Origin of the sequence: Micromonospora sp. NBC_00362, assembly GCF_026342155.1 — a bacterium.
Classification (GTDB): domain Bacteria; phylum Actinomycetota; class Actinomycetes; order Mycobacteriales; family Micromonosporaceae; genus Micromonospora; species Micromonospora hortensis.
The window spans coordinates 6,322,958-6,340,644 of the sequence record NZ_JAPENH010000001.1; the positions used below are offsets into that span (position 1 = coordinate 6,322,958).

At 74.0% G+C, this 17,687-nt stretch carries 11 protein-coding genes and 1 pseudogene; 3 read left to right on the top strand and 9 right to left on the bottom strand.

The genetic code is table 11. The features are described from left to right. Window positions 1–33: 33 nt before the first annotated feature. The 3 genes and pseudogenes from OG992_RS29280 to OG992_RS29290 form a co-directional block, all read right to left on the bottom strand. Complete coding sequence (locus tag OG992_RS29280; RefSeq protein ID WP_238686659.1) at window positions 34–807, bottom strand: adenosylcobinamide-GDP ribazoletransferase; 774 nt, start codon at window positions 805–807, stop codon at window positions 34–36. Continuing rightward, window positions 797–2,725 carry a bifunctional adenosylcobinamide kinase/adenosylcobinamide-phosphate guanylyltransferase gene (locus OG992_RS29285; RefSeq protein WP_266304848.1) on the bottom strand — a complete coding sequence of 643 codons (1,929 nt, stop codon included), beginning with the start codon at window positions 2,723–2,725 and terminating at the stop codon, window positions 797–799. The genes OG992_RS29280 and OG992_RS29285 overlap by 11 nt, the downstream gene beginning before the upstream one ends. 436 nt (window positions 2,726–3,161) lie before the next feature. Then, window positions 3,162–4,598 (bottom strand): annotated as a pseudogene (locus OG992_RS29290) (protein kinase); the annotation flags it as partial. 145 nt (window positions 4,599–4,743) lie between these two features. Between OG992_RS29290 and OG992_RS29295 the strand changes: the two are divergent. After that, complete coding sequence (locus OG992_RS29295) at window positions 4,744–4,944, top strand: hypothetical protein (RefSeq protein WP_238686661.1); 201 nt, start codon at window positions 4,744–4,746, stop codon at window positions 4,942–4,944. Beyond that, window positions 4,944–5,738, top strand: coding sequence for a site-2 protease family protein (locus OG992_RS29300; RefSeq protein WP_266304849.1), 795 nt, complete (start codon window positions 4,944–4,946; stop codon window positions 5,736–5,738). The genes OG992_RS29295 and OG992_RS29300 overlap by 1 nt, the downstream gene beginning before the upstream one ends. Before the next feature lie 102 nt (window positions 5,739–5,840). Here the strand turns inward: OG992_RS29300 and OG992_RS29305 are convergent, their stop codons facing one another. The 6 genes from OG992_RS29305 to nadA form a co-directional block, all read right to left on the bottom strand. Next, window positions 5,841–6,839: an aldo/keto reductase family protein gene (locus OG992_RS29305; RefSeq protein WP_238686663.1), complete on the bottom strand. Its 999-nt coding sequence runs from the start codon at window positions 6,837–6,839 to the stop codon at window positions 5,841–5,843. A gap of 44 nt (window positions 6,840–6,883) precedes the next feature. Then, a complete protein-coding gene (locus tag OG992_RS29310; protein ID WP_266304850.1) occupies window positions 6,884–11,818 on the bottom strand; it encodes a WG repeat-containing protein in 4,935 nt (1,644 codons plus the stop codon). Window positions 11,819–12,201: 383 nt separating this feature from the next. Further along, a complete protein-coding gene (locus OG992_RS29315; RefSeq protein ID WP_238682808.1) occupies window positions 12,202–12,762 on the bottom strand; it encodes a helix-turn-helix domain-containing protein in 561 nt (186 codons plus the stop codon). Between the two features lie 172 nt (window positions 12,763–12,934). Continuing rightward, a complete protein-coding gene (locus OG992_RS29320; RefSeq protein ID WP_091407492.1) occupies window positions 12,935–13,528 on the bottom strand; it encodes a DUF3043 domain-containing protein in 594 nt (197 codons plus the stop codon). A 113-nt stretch (window positions 13,529–13,641) separates the two neighbouring features. Next, window positions 13,642–14,997: a UDP-N-acetylglucosamine 1-carboxyvinyltransferase gene (gene murA / locus OG992_RS29325; RefSeq protein ID WP_110564159.1), complete on the bottom strand. Its 1,356-nt coding sequence runs from the start codon at window positions 14,995–14,997 to the stop codon at window positions 13,642–13,644. 212 nt (window positions 14,998–15,209) lie between these two features. Continuing rightward, window positions 15,210–16,409 carry a quinolinate synthase NadA gene (gene nadA / locus OG992_RS29330; RefSeq protein ID WP_266304851.1) on the bottom strand — a complete coding sequence of 400 codons (1,200 nt, stop codon included), beginning with the start codon at window positions 16,407–16,409 and terminating at the stop codon, window positions 15,210–15,212. Window positions 16,410–16,477: 68 nt separating this feature from the next. Here nadA and OG992_RS29335 point away from each other — a divergent pair, with 68 nt between their 5' ends. Next, window positions 16,478–17,617 (top strand): glycerate kinase, encoded by a 1,140-nt coding sequence (locus tag OG992_RS29335; RefSeq protein ID WP_266305293.1) that lies wholly within the window; start codon window positions 16,478–16,480, stop codon window positions 17,615–17,617. Window positions 17,618–17,687: the final 70 nt, after the last annotated feature.

The window sequence follows — 17,687 nt, forward strand, 5'->3', positions numbered from 1 at the left end:
GAGCCGAACGCTACCCGGCCCGCCGGGCCCGGTTCAGCCGGACAGCACCAGACCCAGGTAGACCAGCGTGGTGACCACCTCGACGGTCGCCCCGAGGACGTCGCCGGTGATCCCGCCGAGGCGGCGTACCACGTGGTTGAGCAGCGGTAGCGCGACGGCGATCGCGGCGACGACGGCCAGCGGCCCCTGCCACGGTCGGTCCGGCACCGCGGGCACCGCCAGCAGCACGACGGCGACCGCGCCGGCGGCCACCGCCACCGGGCCGACCGTGCCGGCGACGAGCGCGCCCAGCCCGTCGGGCCGGGCCGCCGGCACGCCCCGCCGGCAGGCCACAGTGACACCGAGCCGCCCGGCCGCGGTCGCCGCTACCACCGCCGCGAGGCACGCCGGCCAGGACCGACCGGCGAGGTCGGCGAGCGCCGCGGCCTGCACCAGGAGTACGACCACCAGGGCGACCACTCCGAACGGGCCGACGTCCGGCTTCTTCATGATCTCCAGGGCGGCAGCGCCCCGCCGGTACGAGCCGAGCGCGTCCACTGTGTCGGCCAGCCCGTCCAGGTGCAGCCCTCGGCTGAGCAGTGCGGCGACGCCGACTGTCACACCGGCCGCCACCAGCGGTGGGGCGAGCGCCCCGGCCAGCAGCAGCACACCGGCCAGCACTGCGCCGAGCAGCGCGCCGACCACCGGGGCGAGGGCCATCGCCGTGCCGGCGACCGGGCGGTCGATGCGCCCGGCCCGCACCGGCAGCGTGGTGAACGTGGTGACCGCCAGCCGGGCCCCCGCGAGCAGCCGTGGCTCAGCCGGCACGCCAGCCCGACGCCGGCTGCTCGTCCGCCCCGGTGCTGGCCGGGCCCGGCCCGGCCGGCTCCGGCTCGGCGAAGTCGGGCTCGGTCGAGTCGGGCTCGGTGAGATCCGAGTCGGCGTAGCTCGGGTCGGTGGACTCCGGCTCGTCGGCGACCGGTTCGGTGTCGTCGGTGCCGGCCAGCGACGGGTGCACCGGCAGCGCGGCGGACAGCGCCAACACCGAGCGCAGCAGCGGCAGCGCGACGAGCGCGTTCGCGCCCTCGCCGAGATCCATCCGCAGGTCGAGCAGCGGGGTGAGGCCCAGCACGTCGGCGGCGAGTCGTACGGCCGGGTGCCCGCCGTGGTCGGCCAGCAGGCACCAGTGCCGGGCCTGCCCGGCCAGGTCGCGGCTCACCATGCCGGCGGCCAACCCGACCGGCCCGTCGAGCAGTACCGGCACCCGGCGGGCGGTGGCGCCGAGCAGCACGCCGGTGGCCACCGCCACGTCGCCGCCGCCCAGCTCGGCCAGGATGTCCTTGGCGCCGCGCGACGAGCGTCTGGTGCGGTGCAGCGCGTCGCGCACCGCCGCGCAGCGGATCATCCACGCCGCGTCGTCGATCTCGCCGGAGTCGGTGATCACCCGGCCCAACACGGCGGGCGGCTCCGCGCCCGCTGTCGCCGCGAGCACCGCCGCGGCCGCCGCCTCGGTGCCGGCGCCGCACGCGCCGAGCACCAGCAGTTGTACGCCGGCGTCGGCGGCCTGCTCGGCCAACCGCCAGCCGTAGCGCAGCGCGGACTCCACCTGCTCCGGCGCGAGGGCCGGTTGGTCTTCGATCGGCGCGGAGGCAGGAGTGTCCACCACCTGGAGACTCGCGCCGCTCTCGGCGGCCAGCCGCGCCAACGCGCCCTGGCCGGCGCGGGCCTGCGCGGCGCGGCGCGCCGACTCACCGGCGACGGTGCCGGCCGCCGCCCCGCCGGCGTGGTCGCCGTGCAGCAGCAGCACCCGCACCGAGCCCCAGGGGGCGGGGGTCGAGGTGCCCTGGGTGGTGGCGGCGAAGCCCACCACCCGGTCCAGCACGCCCAGCCCGGCGCCCGGTACGTCAAGGGTGGTCAGCCGGTCGACCGCCTGCGGGCCGGCGTACTCGTCGGGCATCGGCAGCTCCATGCCGGGCTGAATGACCAGCCCGGTGGACACCATCGGCAGCGCCATTGTCGGCGCGGCCCACGGGTTGCCCGGCTCCGCGGTCGGGGCGGCCGGTGGCGTGGGGGTCAGCACGTCGGGCAGCTGAACCTCGGGGGTGGGCTCGGCGTCGGCCAGGCTGGCCACGATCGGTGCGGTGGCGGCGGCCGTCGGCGCGGTCACTGTGGCGGGAACGGACGGTTCGGTAGCGGTGGCGGCCGGCTTGAGCCAGACCGGCTGACCGGCGACGACCAGTACGACCGCGTCGCAGGCGTCGGCGACCGCGCGGTTGGCCGCGCCCAAGGCGTCGGTGAACGCCCGGCCCAGCGGGGTGGTCGGCACCAGCGACAGCCCCACCTCGGGGCTCACCAGCACCACCCGCGCGGCGCACCCGCGGATCGCCTCGGCCAGCTCGGCGATGGTGGCCACGTCGTCGGCGGGCTGGTGATCCGGGTCGAGCAGCACCGTCACCCAGCCGCCCAGGTCGTCGACGAGCAGCATCTCGTTGGGCTCGGCGGACTCCAGCACGTCGGCTAGCCGGCGTGGGTCCTCGGTGGTCTCCTCGGTGGTCCAGCTTCCCGGCCGTCGGGCCCGATGCGCCGCCAGCCGGGTCGCCCACTCGGTGTCCTCCGGGTCGCCCTCGGGCGCGGTGGCGACGTAGCGGACCACCGGCGCGTCGGTGACCAGGGACTCGGCGAACTCGGACTTGCCGGACCGGATACCGCCGAGCACCAGGACCGTGTTCCACCCGTCTACGGACATGCCCGTACCTTAAGGCCGCCCAGGGTTGTGGTGCCTGCCGGCCCGTCGTTCAGTCGCAGTGTTCGAACCCGCTGCCGTAACTGACCCCGCCGGTGGAGCCGCCCCACTTGACGCACGTCCCAGCGGCGGTGGCCCGCACCGGTCCGGCGTAGTAGTCGAAGGACCCGCTGTCGGTGCTGCGTGCCCGCCCCTGCACCTCCAGGTACGCCGAGGCGGCCGACTTCGCACCGACCGCGGCGTCCTTGAGGGTCACCACGCAGTTGGTGCCGTTGCCCGAGTGGTACAGCAGGAAGACCCGGCCCTTGCGCTGCCCGTCCCCGCCGGTCAGCGTCGCCGAGTCGATCACCTGGTAGCCGCTGCCGCACGCCTGTGCGGCCGTGTACGGGTTGGGCCGGCTCGACGGGGTGCGGGTGGGCGTCGGTCGGCTGCTGGCCGTACCGGTCGGTGTGCTGCCCGGCGTCGTGGTGCGCGGGTCCGGCGCGTTGGTCGGCGCGTCGGGCTGTCCGCCGGAGACGGTCGGTGCGGCGGACGCGGTGCGGCTGGTACTCGGCGCGCCGCTCGGTGCGGGTCCCGAGGTGCTCGCACCTCCGTCGTCGAGTGCGCCGCCGTCCGGGGCCGCCGCCGACTCGCCGGCCAGCGCGGGTGGATGGTCCGCCCCACCCGGCTCCCCGTCGGGCACCAGGGCCGCCACGGCCATGGCGATCAGCGCCACGAGAGCGCCCGCGCCGACCCCGATCAGCAGTTGGCGGCGCCGGCCGGACGACCCCGTCCGCAACACGTCCTCCCGGGTCGACCCCGGCCCGCTCACCGGCGAGGCCGCGAAGCCGGCCGGCGTGCGCACGGCGGCAGCCCCGACCGGCGCGGGCTGCCCGACCGGCGTCGGTCCGGCCGAGAGCGGCGGTGCGGCCGGCGGCACGGGGGCCGGTGCGGCCTGCGGGGCGGGGGGTGTGGCAGCCGGCGTGACCGGAACGGCCGCGGGCGTCCCCGGGGTGGGGGCGGCCAGCGCCCACGGTGGGCGGGCCGAGACCGGAATGCTGGCCAGTGTCGCGTCGCGGGCGTCGGCGGCGGCAGCGGCCAACTCGGCGGCGCTGCCGAACCGGTCCTCCGGACGCTTGGCCAGCGCGCGGCTCACCACGGCGGCGACCGCCGGTGGGGTGTCCGCTGGCAGCGGCGCCGGGTCCTCCTGCGCGTGCCGCAGCGCCACCGCGAGGGGGTTGTCACCGTGGAAGGGCGGCTGCCCGGCAAGGCAGAAGTACGCCACAGCGCCGAGCGCGTAGATGTCGGTGGCGGCCGAGACCGGCTGCCCGGTGGCCTGCTCGGGAGACATGTACGAGGCGGTGCCGAGCACCATGTTCGCGGCGGTGAGCCCAGCCATGGTGCGGGACCGGGCGATGCCGAAGTCGACGAGCACCACGGTGCCGTCGGCCTTGACCAGCAGGTTGCCCGGCTTCACGTCCCGGTGCACGATGCCGGCGAGGTGGGCGGTGTGCAGCGCGTCGGCGGCCTGGGCCAGCACCGACATGGCGGTGGCCGGGTCCAGCCGCCCGACCGCGCGCACTCGGGCGGACAGCGGCTCGCCGTCGACGTACTCCATCACCAGGTAGTCGACCTGGCTGCCGTCGTCGAGCGCGGCCTGCCCCACGTCGTGCACCGGCACCACTCCGGGGTGCCGCAGCGCGGCCAGCATCCGCGCCTCGGCCCGGAAGCGGGCGGTGAACTCCGGATCGGCGACCAGCGACGGCAGCAGAACCTTCACGGCGACCTCGCGTTCCAGCAGCACGTCAGTGCCGCGCCAGACCGCGCCCATCCCACCCGTCGCCACCCGCTCGCCCAGCCGGTATCGGTCGCCGAGCAGCACTCCCCGTGTCAGCACCGAGCCACCGTACCGGCCGGCGTCGATTGGATTGATCCACCCCGTGGGGCTCTGCCGGGGCGAGCGAGCGGCCGTTGCGCGTCGGGCCGACTACGCTGGCGAGGGTTCGTCCCACGGGGACTTCAGCGGCGAGGGGAGACGCGGCATGGCGTGGAGCTGGCGGTACGAGGGCACGGACGGCAAGACGGTCGAGGGGCCGGCGGAGTCGTTCAGCAGCCAGGCCGACGCCGAATCCTGGATCGGTCAGACCTGGCGGGAGCTCGCGGCGTCCGGCGTCACCTCGGTCGCGCTCGTCGAGGACGACCGGGTGGAGTACCGGATGAGCCTGCTGCCCACGGCCGAGTGATGGCCTACGACCGCCCGGGCGGTGACGGGCTGGTCCTCGGCGTGCCCAAGGCGGCGTTCCGGCCCAGCCCGGTCTTCCTCGGCCTGGTCGCGCTCTTCGCGGTCAGCGGGGTGCTGACCTGGAACGGGTACGGCAGCGTCCGGTTCAACGTGTTCCTCTTCGTGGTGTCCGGCTGGCTGGTGTCGCTCTGCCTGCACGAGTACGCCCACGCGGTGGTGGCCTACCGGGCCGGCGACCGGGACATCGCCCATCGCGGCTACCTGACGCTCAACCCGTTGAAGTACACCCACCCGTTGCTGTCGATAGTGCTGCCGGTGGTGGTGGTGCTGCTCGGCGGCATCGGCCTGCCCGGTGGCGCGGTCTGGGTGGACCGGCACGCCATCCCGGGTCGACTGCGGCACACCCTGGTCAGCCTCGCCGGCCCGGCGACAAACGTGCTGTTCACGCTGGTGTTGGTGGCGGCGGTGCGGCTCGGCACCCAGTCGGGTGGTCCGGTGGAGTTCTGGGCCGGGGTGGCGCTGCTCGCCTTCCTCCAGCTCACCGCGAGCTTCCTGAACCTGCTGCCGGTGCCTGGCCTGGATGGCGGCAACATGATCCAGCCGTGGCTCAACCCGCAGTGGCGCAAGATGTACGACCTGTTCGCGCCGTACGGCTTCATCCTGCTCTTCGCGCTGCTGTGGAACCCGCGCATCGGCGGCTGGTTCTTCGACGCTGTCTTCGCGGTCGGTGACCTGCTCGGTCTGCCGTCGTGGCTCTACGCCACCGGCCTGGAGCTGATTCGCTTCTGGCGGTGACCGGCGACCGGGCAGAGTTGACCTGAATCGGCTACCAGACGGACCTGACCTGACCCGGCCCGGTCGGCGCGAGGGTTTCGCGCCGGCCGGGCCGGAACGGCGTCAGGGACGCTGCGCGGGGGACTCGGTCTTCGCCGGGTCCCGCTCGGTGACCGGCCCGACGATGTCGTCGATCGCCTTGAGCAGGTCGGCGTCGAGCTTCACCCCGGCCGCCTTCACGTTGTCGTGCACCTGCTCGGGGCGGGACGCGCCGATGATCGCCGACGAGACGTTCGGGTTCTGCAGGACCCACGCCACGGCGAGCTGGGCCATGCTCAGCCCGGCCTGCTCGGCGATTGGCTTGAGCTGCTGCACCCGGGTGAGCACGTCGTCGTTCATGAACCGGGAGATGAAGCCCGCACCGGACTTCTCGTCGGTGGCGCGGGAACCGGCCGGCGGCGGCTGCCCCGGCAGGTACTTGCCGGAGAGCACACCCTGCGCCATCGGCGACCAGACGATCTGCCCGATGCCCAGCTCCTCACTGGCCGGCACCACCTCGGTCTCGATGACCCGCCAGAGCATCGAGTACTGAGGTTGGTTGGAGACCAGCGGGATGTGCAGCTCCCGGGCGAGCGGGTGCGCGGCGCGCAGCTGCTCGGCGGTCCACTCGGAGACCCCGATGTAGTGCGCCTTGCCGGAGTGGACGACGTCGGCGAACGCCTCCATCGTCTCCTCCAGCGGCGTGCTGTAGTCGTACCGGTGGGCCTGGTAGAGGTCCACGTAGTCGGTACGCAGCCGGCGCAGCGAGCCGTTGATCGACTCCATGATGTGCTTGCGGGACAGGCCACGGTCGTTGCGGCCCGGACCGGTCGGCCAGTAGACCTTGGTGAAGATCTCCAGGCCCTCCCGGCGCTCGTTCTCCAGCGCCCGGCCGAGCACGTCCTCTGCTCGGGTGCCGGCGTACACGTCGGCGGTGTCGAAGGTCGTGATCCCCGCGTCGAGTGCGGCCCGGACGCAGGCGAACGCGGCGTCCTCCTCGACCTGCGACCCGTGGGTGATCCAGTTGCCGTACGAGATCTCGCTGACCATCAGGCCGGAACGGCCCAGGTGTCGGAATTCCATGTACCGACCCTAACTCCAGTGGATCAAGACTGACGACCGGTGACTCAGAGCACCGGGTTGGCGTCGGTGAGTAGCCGGTCGATCTCCTCCAGCACCTCGGCGCGATCGCGGTGCACCGGATCGATGAGCGGCACGCCGCGCCGGTCCAGCGCGCCCCACCGCCCGTTGTCGCTCTCGATCAGGAACGCCACGGGGTGGATGACCAGCATCGGGTGCGCTGCCGGCACCAGTACCGTGCCGGTGCGGTCCACCACGCCCCGCCGTCCCGCGACGTCGACCACGGCGAGCCCTTCGTCGGTGAAACCGTCGATCTGCTGGCCGTCGGCCAACTCGGTGACGAAGCCGTGGTAGCGGGTGGGCACGATGACCCGACCGGTCCGGTCGACAGCCCCCCACCCCTCGCGCCGCACCGCGGCCAGCCCACGCCGGAACGGTCGTACCTCGGCGAAGTTGGGCGCGACCTGCACCGCCCCGGTCGCGTCGATCGCCGTCCAACCACCCTCGCCGACCACCCAGGCCAGGCCGTCGCTGAACGGCTGCGCGGCCCGGAAGGACGGCGGGATCACCGTCGTACCGAGCAGGTTGATCAGCGACCAGCGGTCGGTGTCCGGCCGGCGAACCCAGGCCAACCCGTCGTGGAAGGGCTGCGCCTCGGCGTACCGGGCGGGGACGACCACATCGCCGTCCTGGCTGGTGTAACCCCACAGCGACCCGTCCCGGTCCGGCAACGGGGGTCGGTCCCGGTCGAGCACCTCGTCCCGACCCCGGGGGTACGCCCCGAAACCATCGGCCTCGGCCCGGATGGTGACCGCGTCGAGGGCCACCCGGACCCGGTCCAACAGTTCGGCGTCGCCCGCGCCGCGCAGGTCGAGCGCCTTCTCGAAGTGTTCGCAGGCCTCCATGAGTCGTCCCTGGTCGTAACACGACCGCCCGGCGTGCTCGTGCAGCGCGGCCCGCAGCCGGTCGGGCAACTCGACCGAGTTGGCCTGGGCGAAGAGTTGGTCGGCCTCGGCGAAGTCGCCGCGCCAGCGCAGCACGTGGGCCAGCCGGGCCTGGGCCAGCGCGGTCCGGCGCAGCTCGCCGGTGGCCTCGGCGTAGGTGAGGGCGAGCCGACCGTCGGCCAGCGCGTCGTCCAGGTCGCCGAGAATCCGCGAGGCCACCGCCCGCAGGCTGAGCAGCCGGGCCCGGGCCCGGTTGTCGACCGCCGATCCCAACTTCTCGGTCAGCCGCCGCCGGATGGCCCGCAGGTCGTCCGGCTCCGTCAGTTCCTCGCGCAGGGTGACCGGGTCCAACCGCCACCGGTACGCGGCCAGCACCTGCTCCGGGTCGCCCGGGTCGGCCAGCGACGGGCGGGTCAGCACCGGCGGTGCCTCGTCGGGTGGCGCGGACACCGGCCCGTTCTCCCCGTCCGAGCCGATCCTCGGGCCGGGCACGGCCGACGCGGGTGGCCCGGAGGTCGGCACTACCGACGCTGGTGGCCCGGATGTTGGCACCACCGACGCGGGTGGCCCGGACGTCGGCACCACCGACGCTGGCGGCCCGGACGTCGGCACTACCGACGCTGGTGGCCCGGAGACGGGCGCTGCGGTGGGCGGTGGTGTCGAGGCCGGTGGCGCGGAGACGGGCGCCGGCGGCGCGGAGACCGGTGCTACGGGGTACGGCTGCGCCGAGGCGGGTGGTGCGGACACCGGGGCTGGGGTCGGCGCTGGCGGCGCGGAGATGGGCGCGATGGGGATGGGTGGCGCGGAGACGGGCGCTGCGGCGAGTGATGGCGGCGCGGAGACGGGCGCTGGCGGCGCGGAGACGGGTGCCGCGGGCGGTGCCGATACCGGCGGTGCCGGAGGAGCGGAGACCGGCGTGACCGAGGCGGGCGGTGCGGAGACGGGCGGGCTCGTGTCGTCCGCAGACGTGACGTGCGGTGCCGCGTCGCTCCGCCACTCGTCGATTCGCGAACCATCCGCCGGGTCCGCGTTCGGATCGTCTATCGCGTCCGTCGGCTCGTCGGGTGTCGCGAGTTCGTCCGTCGGGGTGTGCTCGACCGGGTAGGTGTCGTCGCTGGGCGAAGCGGTGAGGGGCTGCTGGCCGGCCTCACCCTCGGCTTCGGGGTCGGCTTCGGTCCGCTGATGGGGCATCGCGACGACAGGTGCGCCAGAGACGGGCTGGTCGCCGTGCAACGTTCCCGTGTCGAAAGCGGGCCGCGGATCGTCGTCCAGGTCGTCCGCCCAGATCCGAGGGGCACCGGAAACGGGGTGGGCGGGCGGTGCGGAGACCGGGTCGAACGCGTCGTCTGCTGTCGACCCGCTGGCCTGCTCGTCGGTCACGTCGAGGTGGGTGTCGGCCGCAGACGCCGACGTCTGCGCGTCCGGTTCGATCGGTGTCGCGGAGAGGTCGGGGTCGCCGGTCATCGACTCGTCGTCGACCGGGTCGACGGACCGCTGGTCGGTCGCGGGCTCGGCCTGGTCGGATTCGGCGGGCTGAGCGGGGCTGAACCACGCTTCCGGCCCGCGCGTGCCCGGAACGTCGTCCGGCTCGTGAACGGGCCCCACCGGCTCTTCCGAGGGCGGCGGGGGTACGTAGCGGCGCGGCGTGCCGGGGGCCGGCGGGAGCACCGGCGCCGGTGGCTGCGACGCCGCCGGAGCCGGAACCGCGGGCGTCGGGTCGGCCGGGGTCGGGTCGGGGCGGGTCGCCGGTGGCGGCGGTGCCTGCCAGGTGGGTGGCGGGGCCACCGACGGGCGCGCGTCCGCCGTCGGGGCCAGTCGCTCCGGCGAGTACGGGCGCTGCTGCGCGGCCGGGCGTTCCGGCGCGGCCGGGCGATCGGCGGGGTGCGGCCGCTCCCCGTGGGGCGAGCGGTCCGGGGAGGTCGGGCGGCGGTCGGTCGGTGGGGTGCCGGCCAACGGGTCGCCGACCCGACGGCGGTCCGGGCCCGGCTCCTCGCCGCGCCGCTGGTCCACCGGACGGTCCCCGCTGTCCGGGCCGGGGTAACGCGGCGGCGGGGCGGGATGCGCGCCAGACGCCGGCGGCGGTTCGGCCAGCGGCCGGCGTCCCGATGCTGGCTCGGCAGCCGAGCGCTCGTCGGCGCCGGGCGGGTCCACGGGCGCGGGCAGGTACTCCAGCCGCAGGCGCGCGGCGGGCGGCCCCGAGACGGGCCGGTCGGAGGCGGGGGAGACCGGAGCGGCCGACACCGGCCGGTCCCAGCCGGGCGCGGCGGGAGAGACGGGTGCCGGTGACACCGGCCGATCTGGGGAGACCGGGGCGGCTGACACCGGCCGGTCCCAGCCGCGGGTGGCGCGGGAGTCGGACGCTGGTGACACCGGCCGATCCGGCGAGGCGGGGGAGACCGGGACGGCCGACAGCGGTCGGTCCCAACCGGGCGAGACGGGGGCCGACGACACCGGTCGCTCCGGGGAGACCGGTGGGACCGGCATGGCACGGCTGGGCGCGGGCGGCGCCGAGGCGGCCGGGCGTACCGGTCGATCGTCGTACCGCGCCGGGGTGGCCGCCGGGCGATCGTCGGGCCGGGACGGCGTGGTCGTCGGCCGTTCGGACCGGGCGGCCGGCCGCGACGCGATGCCCGGCTCTGCGCCGCGGTACGGGTCCGCGGTGCGGTGCGGATCGGGACTGCGGTGCGGGTCGGGACCGCGGTGCGGGTCAGAACCGCGGTGCGGATCGGGATCGCGGTGCGGATCGGTGCGTTGCGGGTCCGCGGTGCGGTGGGGGTCTCCGGTGCGGGGTGGATCGGTGCGGTGCCCCGGTTCCCGGGTGCGGTCCGGGGTGCGGTCCTGGCGCACCGGACCCGGTGCTGGCCAGGGCAGACTGCCGTCCGAGCGCTGGCCCGGCTGTGGCCGGGGCTCGCGGTACGCGTCCTCACGAGGCGCGTCCTCGCGGTACCCGTTGTCGCGGTAGGTGTCCGGGCGGGCCTGCTCGCGGGGCCGCCGGTCCGGGTACGCCTCGGCGCGGGCCGCCGCCTCACGGGGCTGCTGCCGGTGCGGGTCGGTGTCGGGCCGTCGCCGGTCGTCGTCGAGGCGAGGCTGGTCGGGCAGGTCCGGCTCGGGGCGACGCCGTCGTCCCCCGTTGGGGGAGGGTGCGGCGCCGATCCCCTCGTCCGGGCGGTAGCGCGGCTCTGGGCGGCGCGGGTCGTCGGTGGCCCGGTCCGGGTACCCGTCGGCGCGGTATCGCGCGCGGCCGTCCACGGGTGCCCACGGGTCGACCCCGTCGGCGACGCGGCCGTCGTGGTCGCGGGTCGGTCGGACGCCGTACCCGTCGCCGGTGTGCCGTTCGTAACCTGCGGCCGGTCGTTCCGGTGCGCCGCGCCGACGTGGTGTGTCGTCCGACTCGGGCACCCAGCCGGGTTCGGGCCGGGGCGCGGGGGAGACCGGCGGAGAGCCCCGGTAACCCCGATCCCGCTCGGTGGGCTCCTGCCGGGGACGGCGGCTGTCGTACCGCTCGGGGGTGGGCTGGTCCCGGTGCCAGGCGGCTTCCCGCGCCGGCCCCCGCTCGTCGGCGGGGCGCCGGTCGGACCAGGCGGTACGTCGGTCCGACTCGGGCGAGCGGCGGTCATCGCGGCGGGGTGGCTCGGGCAGCGGACGACGGTACGGCTCGTGGTCGTAGTGGCGGGAGTCGGCGTTGTCGGGCCGGCCGTAGGTGTCCGCCGAGAGCTCGTCGCTGCGGAGTCGGCTGTAGGCCGATGCCTCACCCGGCTCGTCGTCCACCCAGGAACGGCCGTGCGGTGCCTGTTCGGCCGGTGGTTCGTCGGACCAGGACCGGCCGAGGTAGGTGCCGTCCGGGCGGGTGGGCGCCAGCGGCGGCACCTCGGCGCGACCGGACACCGTCGCGCGGCCGCGCGGTGGCGGCTGGTGCGGCATGCCGATGTCGCCGGCGTACCGCTGGCCGGGGAACTGGGGGTGCCACTCGGTGGTCGGCTCGACCACCCAGGACGGTTCGTTCGGATCTGACCACCGGTCGGTGTAGCGGCCGTTCATCCGTCGAGCCCGTCGCCACACCCGGCCGCTGGGCCGATTCTCGCCGGGGGTGAGGTGTCCGCAGCCGTCGTCGGGTGACCGCTGGGCGTCCGGTCGCCGCCTGCCACGCCCCGGTGGCCGGCTCGCGTCCGCTCGCTCACGCGTTGTCACCTCGTTGCAAATTGTCGCGCTGGGGCCGCCCGTGCCGGTCAGATCGCTGCTCCGGCAGGCCGTGGCTGCGGATGGAGGGTAACGGCGTGGGCTCGCTCACCGCCACTGTGGCACCGCCCACCGGCGCAAACGTTATCCCATTGGTTTCGGACATTTGGTCCTATAAGCGAATCTGCTGTCCGACCATACCGCACTCGACGGCAACCCGGCTGCGGCGGGATCGCCGTCCTCGTTCAGGGGTGCTCCATGATGAGGACGGCGAACGTACCGGGAGCGAGCGCCTCGTAACGGTGCGGGGCGTCGCCGGGGAACGTGGCGTAGTCACCGGGTTCGAGGTCGACAGGTGCCGCCTCGGGCCCCACCCGCAGCCGGCCGGCAGCGACCACCACGTGCTCGATGCTGCGCGGGGTGTGTCCGTGCCCGGCTCGGACCGCGCCCGGCTCCAACCTGATCAGGTAGACGTCCCGGCGCAGGTGCGCCGCACCGGCGCTGAGCAGCGTTCCGCTGAAGTCGGCCCGTTCCGAGCGCACGCGCGGCCCGTCCCCGGCGCGGATGACCCGTACGCCGTCGTCGACGGGCTCCACCAGCCGGCTGAACGGCACACCGAGTGCGACGCCCAGCGCCCAGAGCGTCTCCACACTCGGGTTTCCGGTGCCCGACTCCAGCTGGGAGAGGGTCGACTTGGCCACCCCCGCCCGGCGGGCCAGCTCGGTCAGCGAGATGCCGACCCGTTCCCGCTCCCGGCGCAGAGCCGCGGCGATGGTGGCCAGGGGAGCAGCCGGTTCCGAAGGCATGCCTTCGCTCCATTGGTCAAATGTTCGGTCTGTCGAACAACGACCCGTTCAGCATGATGAACGCACGACGAGATCCGCGCAGTTACGGCGAAACTGCTGCCTCGGAGATGTCTGAGGCAGCAGTTTCGCTGATGTCGCGCGGATCTTGGAGATGCGGGAGTGGAGCCGGGGGTCAGACCTTGTCGCCCAGTTTGACCTGGGGCGCCGGAGCGCGCATCCGGCGGAAGGTGATCGACCGCATGACCGCGTAGAGGAAGAGCGAGCCCATCCGCTGGTCGGTCTTCGGGAAGCGTTCCCGGACCAGCTTGCTGATCTTGCGGCAGATCAGCACCGAGTCGACGACCACACCCAGCGCCAGCGCGCCCCAGAGCACGTTGGAGATCAGTCGGACCAGCGGCGGCATGGCGGCGTTCGACCCGACCAGCACGATCAGCGCGCCGCCGAAGAACCAGGTGCCGACGGTACGCCGGGAGTCGACCACGTTGCGGGCCAGCAGCCGCTCCGGGCCACGGTCGCGGGGGCCACCCTCACGGCGGAACTCCGACGCCGCCTCGGCGCGCAGTTGACGGCGACGCTCCCGCTCCTCCTCCTTGGTGAGGGGGCGAGTGGGGCCGGCCGGGCGACGGCCGACGGTCGGCCGCTTGGGCGTCTCCCGACCCTTGGCTGGGGTGTAACCCCGGGAACGCTCAGCGGTCTCCTCGGGGGTCACCGAGGTGACGGCCTCGTCGACGAGGTCGGTGGACTTGCGGCGAAAGAGCGACGGCACGCGGCAAGGGTAGCCAACGGTCCGCGCCCTGTGCACATCGCGGTACAGCGGCCGACGGCTCCAGGTCGCAGCGCGACCTGGAGCCGTCATATCCGAACGATGGGTGAGCGAGGTTACGGACGCTCGGCGTGCGCGCCCAGATCGGCGAGCTTCGCCTCGAAGTCCTCGTAGCCCCGGTTGATCAGATCCACGCCGTACACCCGGGAGGTGCCCTCGGCCGCGAGCGCGGCGATCAGGTGGCTGAACCCGGCCCGCAGATCCGGGATGACCAGGTCGGCGGCGTGCAGCTTGCTCGGCCCGGCGATCACCGCGGAGTGCTTGAAGTTGCGCCGGCCGAAGCGGCACGGGGTGCCGCCGAGGCAGTCCCGGTAGACCTGGATGTTGGCGCCCATCGAGTTGAGGGCCTCGGTGTAGCCCAGCCGCTGCTCGTAGACCGTCTCGTGGACGATCGACAGGCCGCGGGCCTGGGTCAGCGCCACGACCAGCGGCTGCTGCCAGTCGGTCATGAAACCGGGGTGCACGTCGGTCTCCAGCGCCACCGCGTTCAGCTCGCCACCCGGGTGCCAGAAGCGGATGCCGCCCTCTTGACCGGGGTCGCCCAGCTTCGGCGCGCGGGCGTCGGTGACCTCGTACTCGCCGCCGACCGAGCGGAAGATGTTCAGGAAGGTCATCATGTCGGCCTGCTGCGCGCCCAGCACCTCGACGTGACCACGGGTCGCCAGGGCGGCGGCCGCCCAGCTCGCCGCCTCGATGCGGTCCGGGATCGGCCGGTGGGTGTAGCCGTGCAGCTTGGGCACGCCCTGGATCTCGATCACCCGGTCGGTGTGGACCTTGATGATCGCGCCCATCTTCTGCAGGATGCAGATCAGGTCGATGATCTCCGGCTCCACGGCGGCGTTGCGCAGCTCGGTGACGCCCTCGGCCATCACGGCGGTCAGCAGCACCTGCTCGGTGGCGCCGACGCTCGGGTACGGCAGCGCGAACTTGGTGCCGTGCAGCCCGTTCGGCGCGGACAGGTGCAGACCCTCGGGCCGCTTCTCGACAGTGGCGCCGAACTCGCGCAGCGCCTGGAGGTGGAAGTCGATCGGGCGCGGGCCGATGTGGCAGCCACCCAGATCCGGGATGAACGCGTGCCCGAGGCGGTGCAGCAGCGGGCCGCAGAACAGGATCGGGATCCGGCTGGAACCGGCGTGCACGTTGATCTGGTCGGTGCTGGCGCTCTCCACGTTCGCCGGGTCGAAGACGAGCTCGCCGTCCTCGGTGCCGTCGGTGACCTTGACGCCGTGCAGGCCGAGCAGACCTCGCACCACCTCGACATCGCGGATCTTGGGCACGTCGAACAGCCGGCTCGGGCTGTCGCCGAGCAACGCGGCGACCATCGCCTTCGATACCAGGTTCTTCGCGCCGCGCACGCGGATCCGCCCTTCGAGCGGAGTACCTCCGTGCACAACCAGGACGTCGTCGGTCAACGCAACCTCCAGCGCGTCGGTGCTGCCGTGTTGATGGTGGGGAGCCTGAACGTTGTCGCTACCCCGGATGCGGCCATGTCGAAACGGCCCGCGTGTGTCGTCGCTTGGGCAGCATAGCCCTCGGTGACGAAAAAGGACTCGGTCACATCGGCGTGTGTGGCATTAATCGGTGATCCGGCACTTTTGCGTACCAAGAGCGCTACGGATCGTGATCAGGACACCGTCGGCGGCGGAGTGTCCGCGCCGGGCAGCGCGAGCATCTGATCAAGCGCCACCCGCGCGTGGTGCGCGGTGTCGGTGTCGACAGTGATCTGGTTGACGACCCGGCCCGCGACCAGCTCCTCCAGGGCCCAGACCAGGTGCGGCAGATCGATCCGGTTCATCGTCGAGCAGTAGCAGACGGCCTTGTCCAGGAACATGATCTGCTTGTCCGGGTGCGCCAGCGCGAGCCGGCGCACCAGGTTCAACTCGGTGCCGAGCGCCCACGCCGAGCCGGCCGGGGCCGCCTCGATGGTCTTGATGATGTACTCGGTGGACCCGACGTGGTCGGAGGCCGTGACCACCTCGTGCCGGCACTCCGGGTGGACCAGGACGTTGACCCCGGGCACCCGCTCCCGTACGTCGTTGACGCTCTCCAGGGTGAACCGGCCGTGCACCGAGCAGTGCCCCCGCCACAGGATCATCTTGGCGTCGCGCAGCTGTTCCGGGGTGAGCCCGCCACCGGGCTTGTGCGGGTCGTAGAGCACGCAGTCGTCCAGCGACAGACCCATCTCCAACACCGCGGTGTTACGGCCCAGGTGCTGATCCGGCAGGAAGAGCACCTTCGACCCCTGCTCGAAGGCCCAGTCCAGGGCGCGCTTGGCGTTGGACGAGGTGCAGACCACGCCGCCGTTGCGGCCCACGAAGCCCTTGATGTCGGCCGAGGAGTTCATGTACGTCACCGGCACTGTGTCGCCGGCGATGCCCAGCTCGGTCAGCGTGTCCCACGCGGCCTCGACCTGGCCCAGCACCGCCATGTCCGCCATCGAGCAACCCGCCGCGAGGTCGGGCAGGATCACCCGCTGGGTGTCGGTGGTGAGGATGTCGGCGCTCTCGGCCATGAAGTGCACGCCGCAGAAGACGATGTACTCCGCGTCCGGGCGGGCCGCGGCCTCCCGGGCCAGCTTGAACGAGTCACCCGTCACGTCGGCGAACTGGATCACCTCGTCGCGCTGGTAGTGGTGCCCCAGCACGAAGACCTTGCTGCCCAGCTTCGCCTTCGCGGCGGTGGCGCGGGCCACCAGATCCGGATCGCTGGGCGCCGGTAGGTCGCCCGGACACTCGACGCCGCGCTCGGTGTCGGGGTCGCTGCCCCGGCCGAGCAGCAGCAGAGCCGTCGCCGTGTTGGAGGGTTCCACCCAGGTCGAAGTCACGTAGCCCATGGTCCCACAGCGCGAGCGCGACGCAGCCTCGCTCGGTGTGGGCTGCCACACTGCTCGGCATGCGCGTGCTGCTCTGCCCGGACAAGTTCGCCGGCACCCTGTCCGCACCGGAGGTGGCCGCCGCCGTCGCCGCCGGTTGGCGCACCGTCACCGACGGAGACGATCTGCTGATCCGGCCCCTCGCCGACGGCGGACCGGGCTTCGTGGAGGTGCTCGCCGAGGCCCTCGGCGGCCGGCGGGTGCAGGTGCCGACCGTCGATCCGCTGGGCCGTCCGGCGGCCGGTGAGATCCTGCTCACCGCCGACGGCGCGACCGCCTACCTGGAGAGCGCGCAGGCGTGTGGTCTGCACCTGCTCTCCGCGGCCGAGCGCGACCCGAAGGCCACCACCTCGTACGGGCTGGGTCTGCTGGTGGCCGCCGCTGTGGAGAGCGGTGCCCGCACCGTGGTGATCGGGCTGGGCGGCTCCGGCACCAACGACGCCGGCGCCGGAATGCTCGCCGCGCTGGGCGTGACCCCCCTCGACCAGGGTGGCGCCGCGCTGCCGTACGGCGGGGCCGCGCTCGCCGCGGTCGACGCGTTGGACGGCGCTCCCCGGCTACGCGGTGTCCGGCTGGTAGCGGCCACCGACGTGGACAACCCCCTGCTCGGCCTGCACGGGGCCAGCAACGTGTTCGGGCCGCAGAAGGGCGCCGACCGCGCCGACGTGTTGCTGCTCGACGCGGCCCTGGAGCGTTTCGCGGCGGTGCTGGAACGGGACCTGGCCGGCTGCCCGGCGGTGCTGGGCGCGCTGCCCGGGGGCGGGGCCGCCGGTGGCATCGGCGCGGCGCTCCTCGCCCTGGGCGGCGACTGCGAGTCGGGGATCGGCCTGGTCACCCGCGCCACCCGACTCGACACCGCGCTGGACACCGCCGACCTGGTGATCACGGGTGAGGGGTCGTTCGACCACCAGTCGTTGCGCGGCAAGGTCGTCGCCGGGGTGGCAGGCGCCGCCCGTGACCGGGGAGTGCCCTGCGTGGTGGTGGCCGGGCAGGTGAGCACCGGTCGGCGGGAGGCCGCCTCGGCCGGGGTGACCGACGCGTACAGCCTGGTGGAGCACTTCGGCGGCGAGGAGGGCGGCGGGCTCGACGCGGCGCTGAGCCGGCCCGCGGAGGGGCTGCGCGAGCTGGGCGCCCGACTGGCCCGGCAGTGGAGCCGCTGAGCCTCCCGACCGCCCGTCAGTCCGCCCCGACCGAGGGCCTACCTGCGGCGGGGGTCACGCCACGCGGGTG

Excerpts from the sequence above, each read along its gene's own strand:
- OG992_RS29285 (WP_266304848.1), bottom strand. The coding sequence starts at position 2,725 with ATGTCCGTAGACGGGTGGAACACGGTCCTGGTGCTCGGCGGTATCCGG.
- OG992_RS29295 (WP_238686661.1), top strand. The coding sequence starts at position 4,744 with ATGGCGTGGAGCTGGCGGTACGAGGGCACGGACGGCAAGACGGTCGAG.
- OG992_RS29300 (WP_266304849.1), top strand. The coding sequence starts at position 4,944 with ATGGCCTACGACCGCCCGGGCGGTGACGGGCTGGTCCTCGGCGTGCCC.
- OG992_RS29305 (WP_238686663.1), bottom strand. The coding sequence starts at position 6,839 with ATGGAATTCCGACACCTGGGCCGTTCCGGCCTGATGGTCAGCGAGATC.
- OG992_RS29310 (WP_266304850.1), bottom strand. The coding sequence starts at position 11,818 with ATGAACGGCCGCTACACCGACCGGTGGTCAGATCCGAACGAACCGTCC.
- OG992_RS29315 (WP_238682808.1), bottom strand. The coding sequence starts at position 12,762 with ATGCCTTCGGAACCGGCTGCTCCCCTGGCCACCATCGCCGCGGCTCTG.
- OG992_RS29335 (WP_266305293.1), top strand. The coding sequence starts at position 16,478 with ATGCGCGTGCTGCTCTGCCCGGACAAGTTCGCCGGCACCCTGTCCGCA.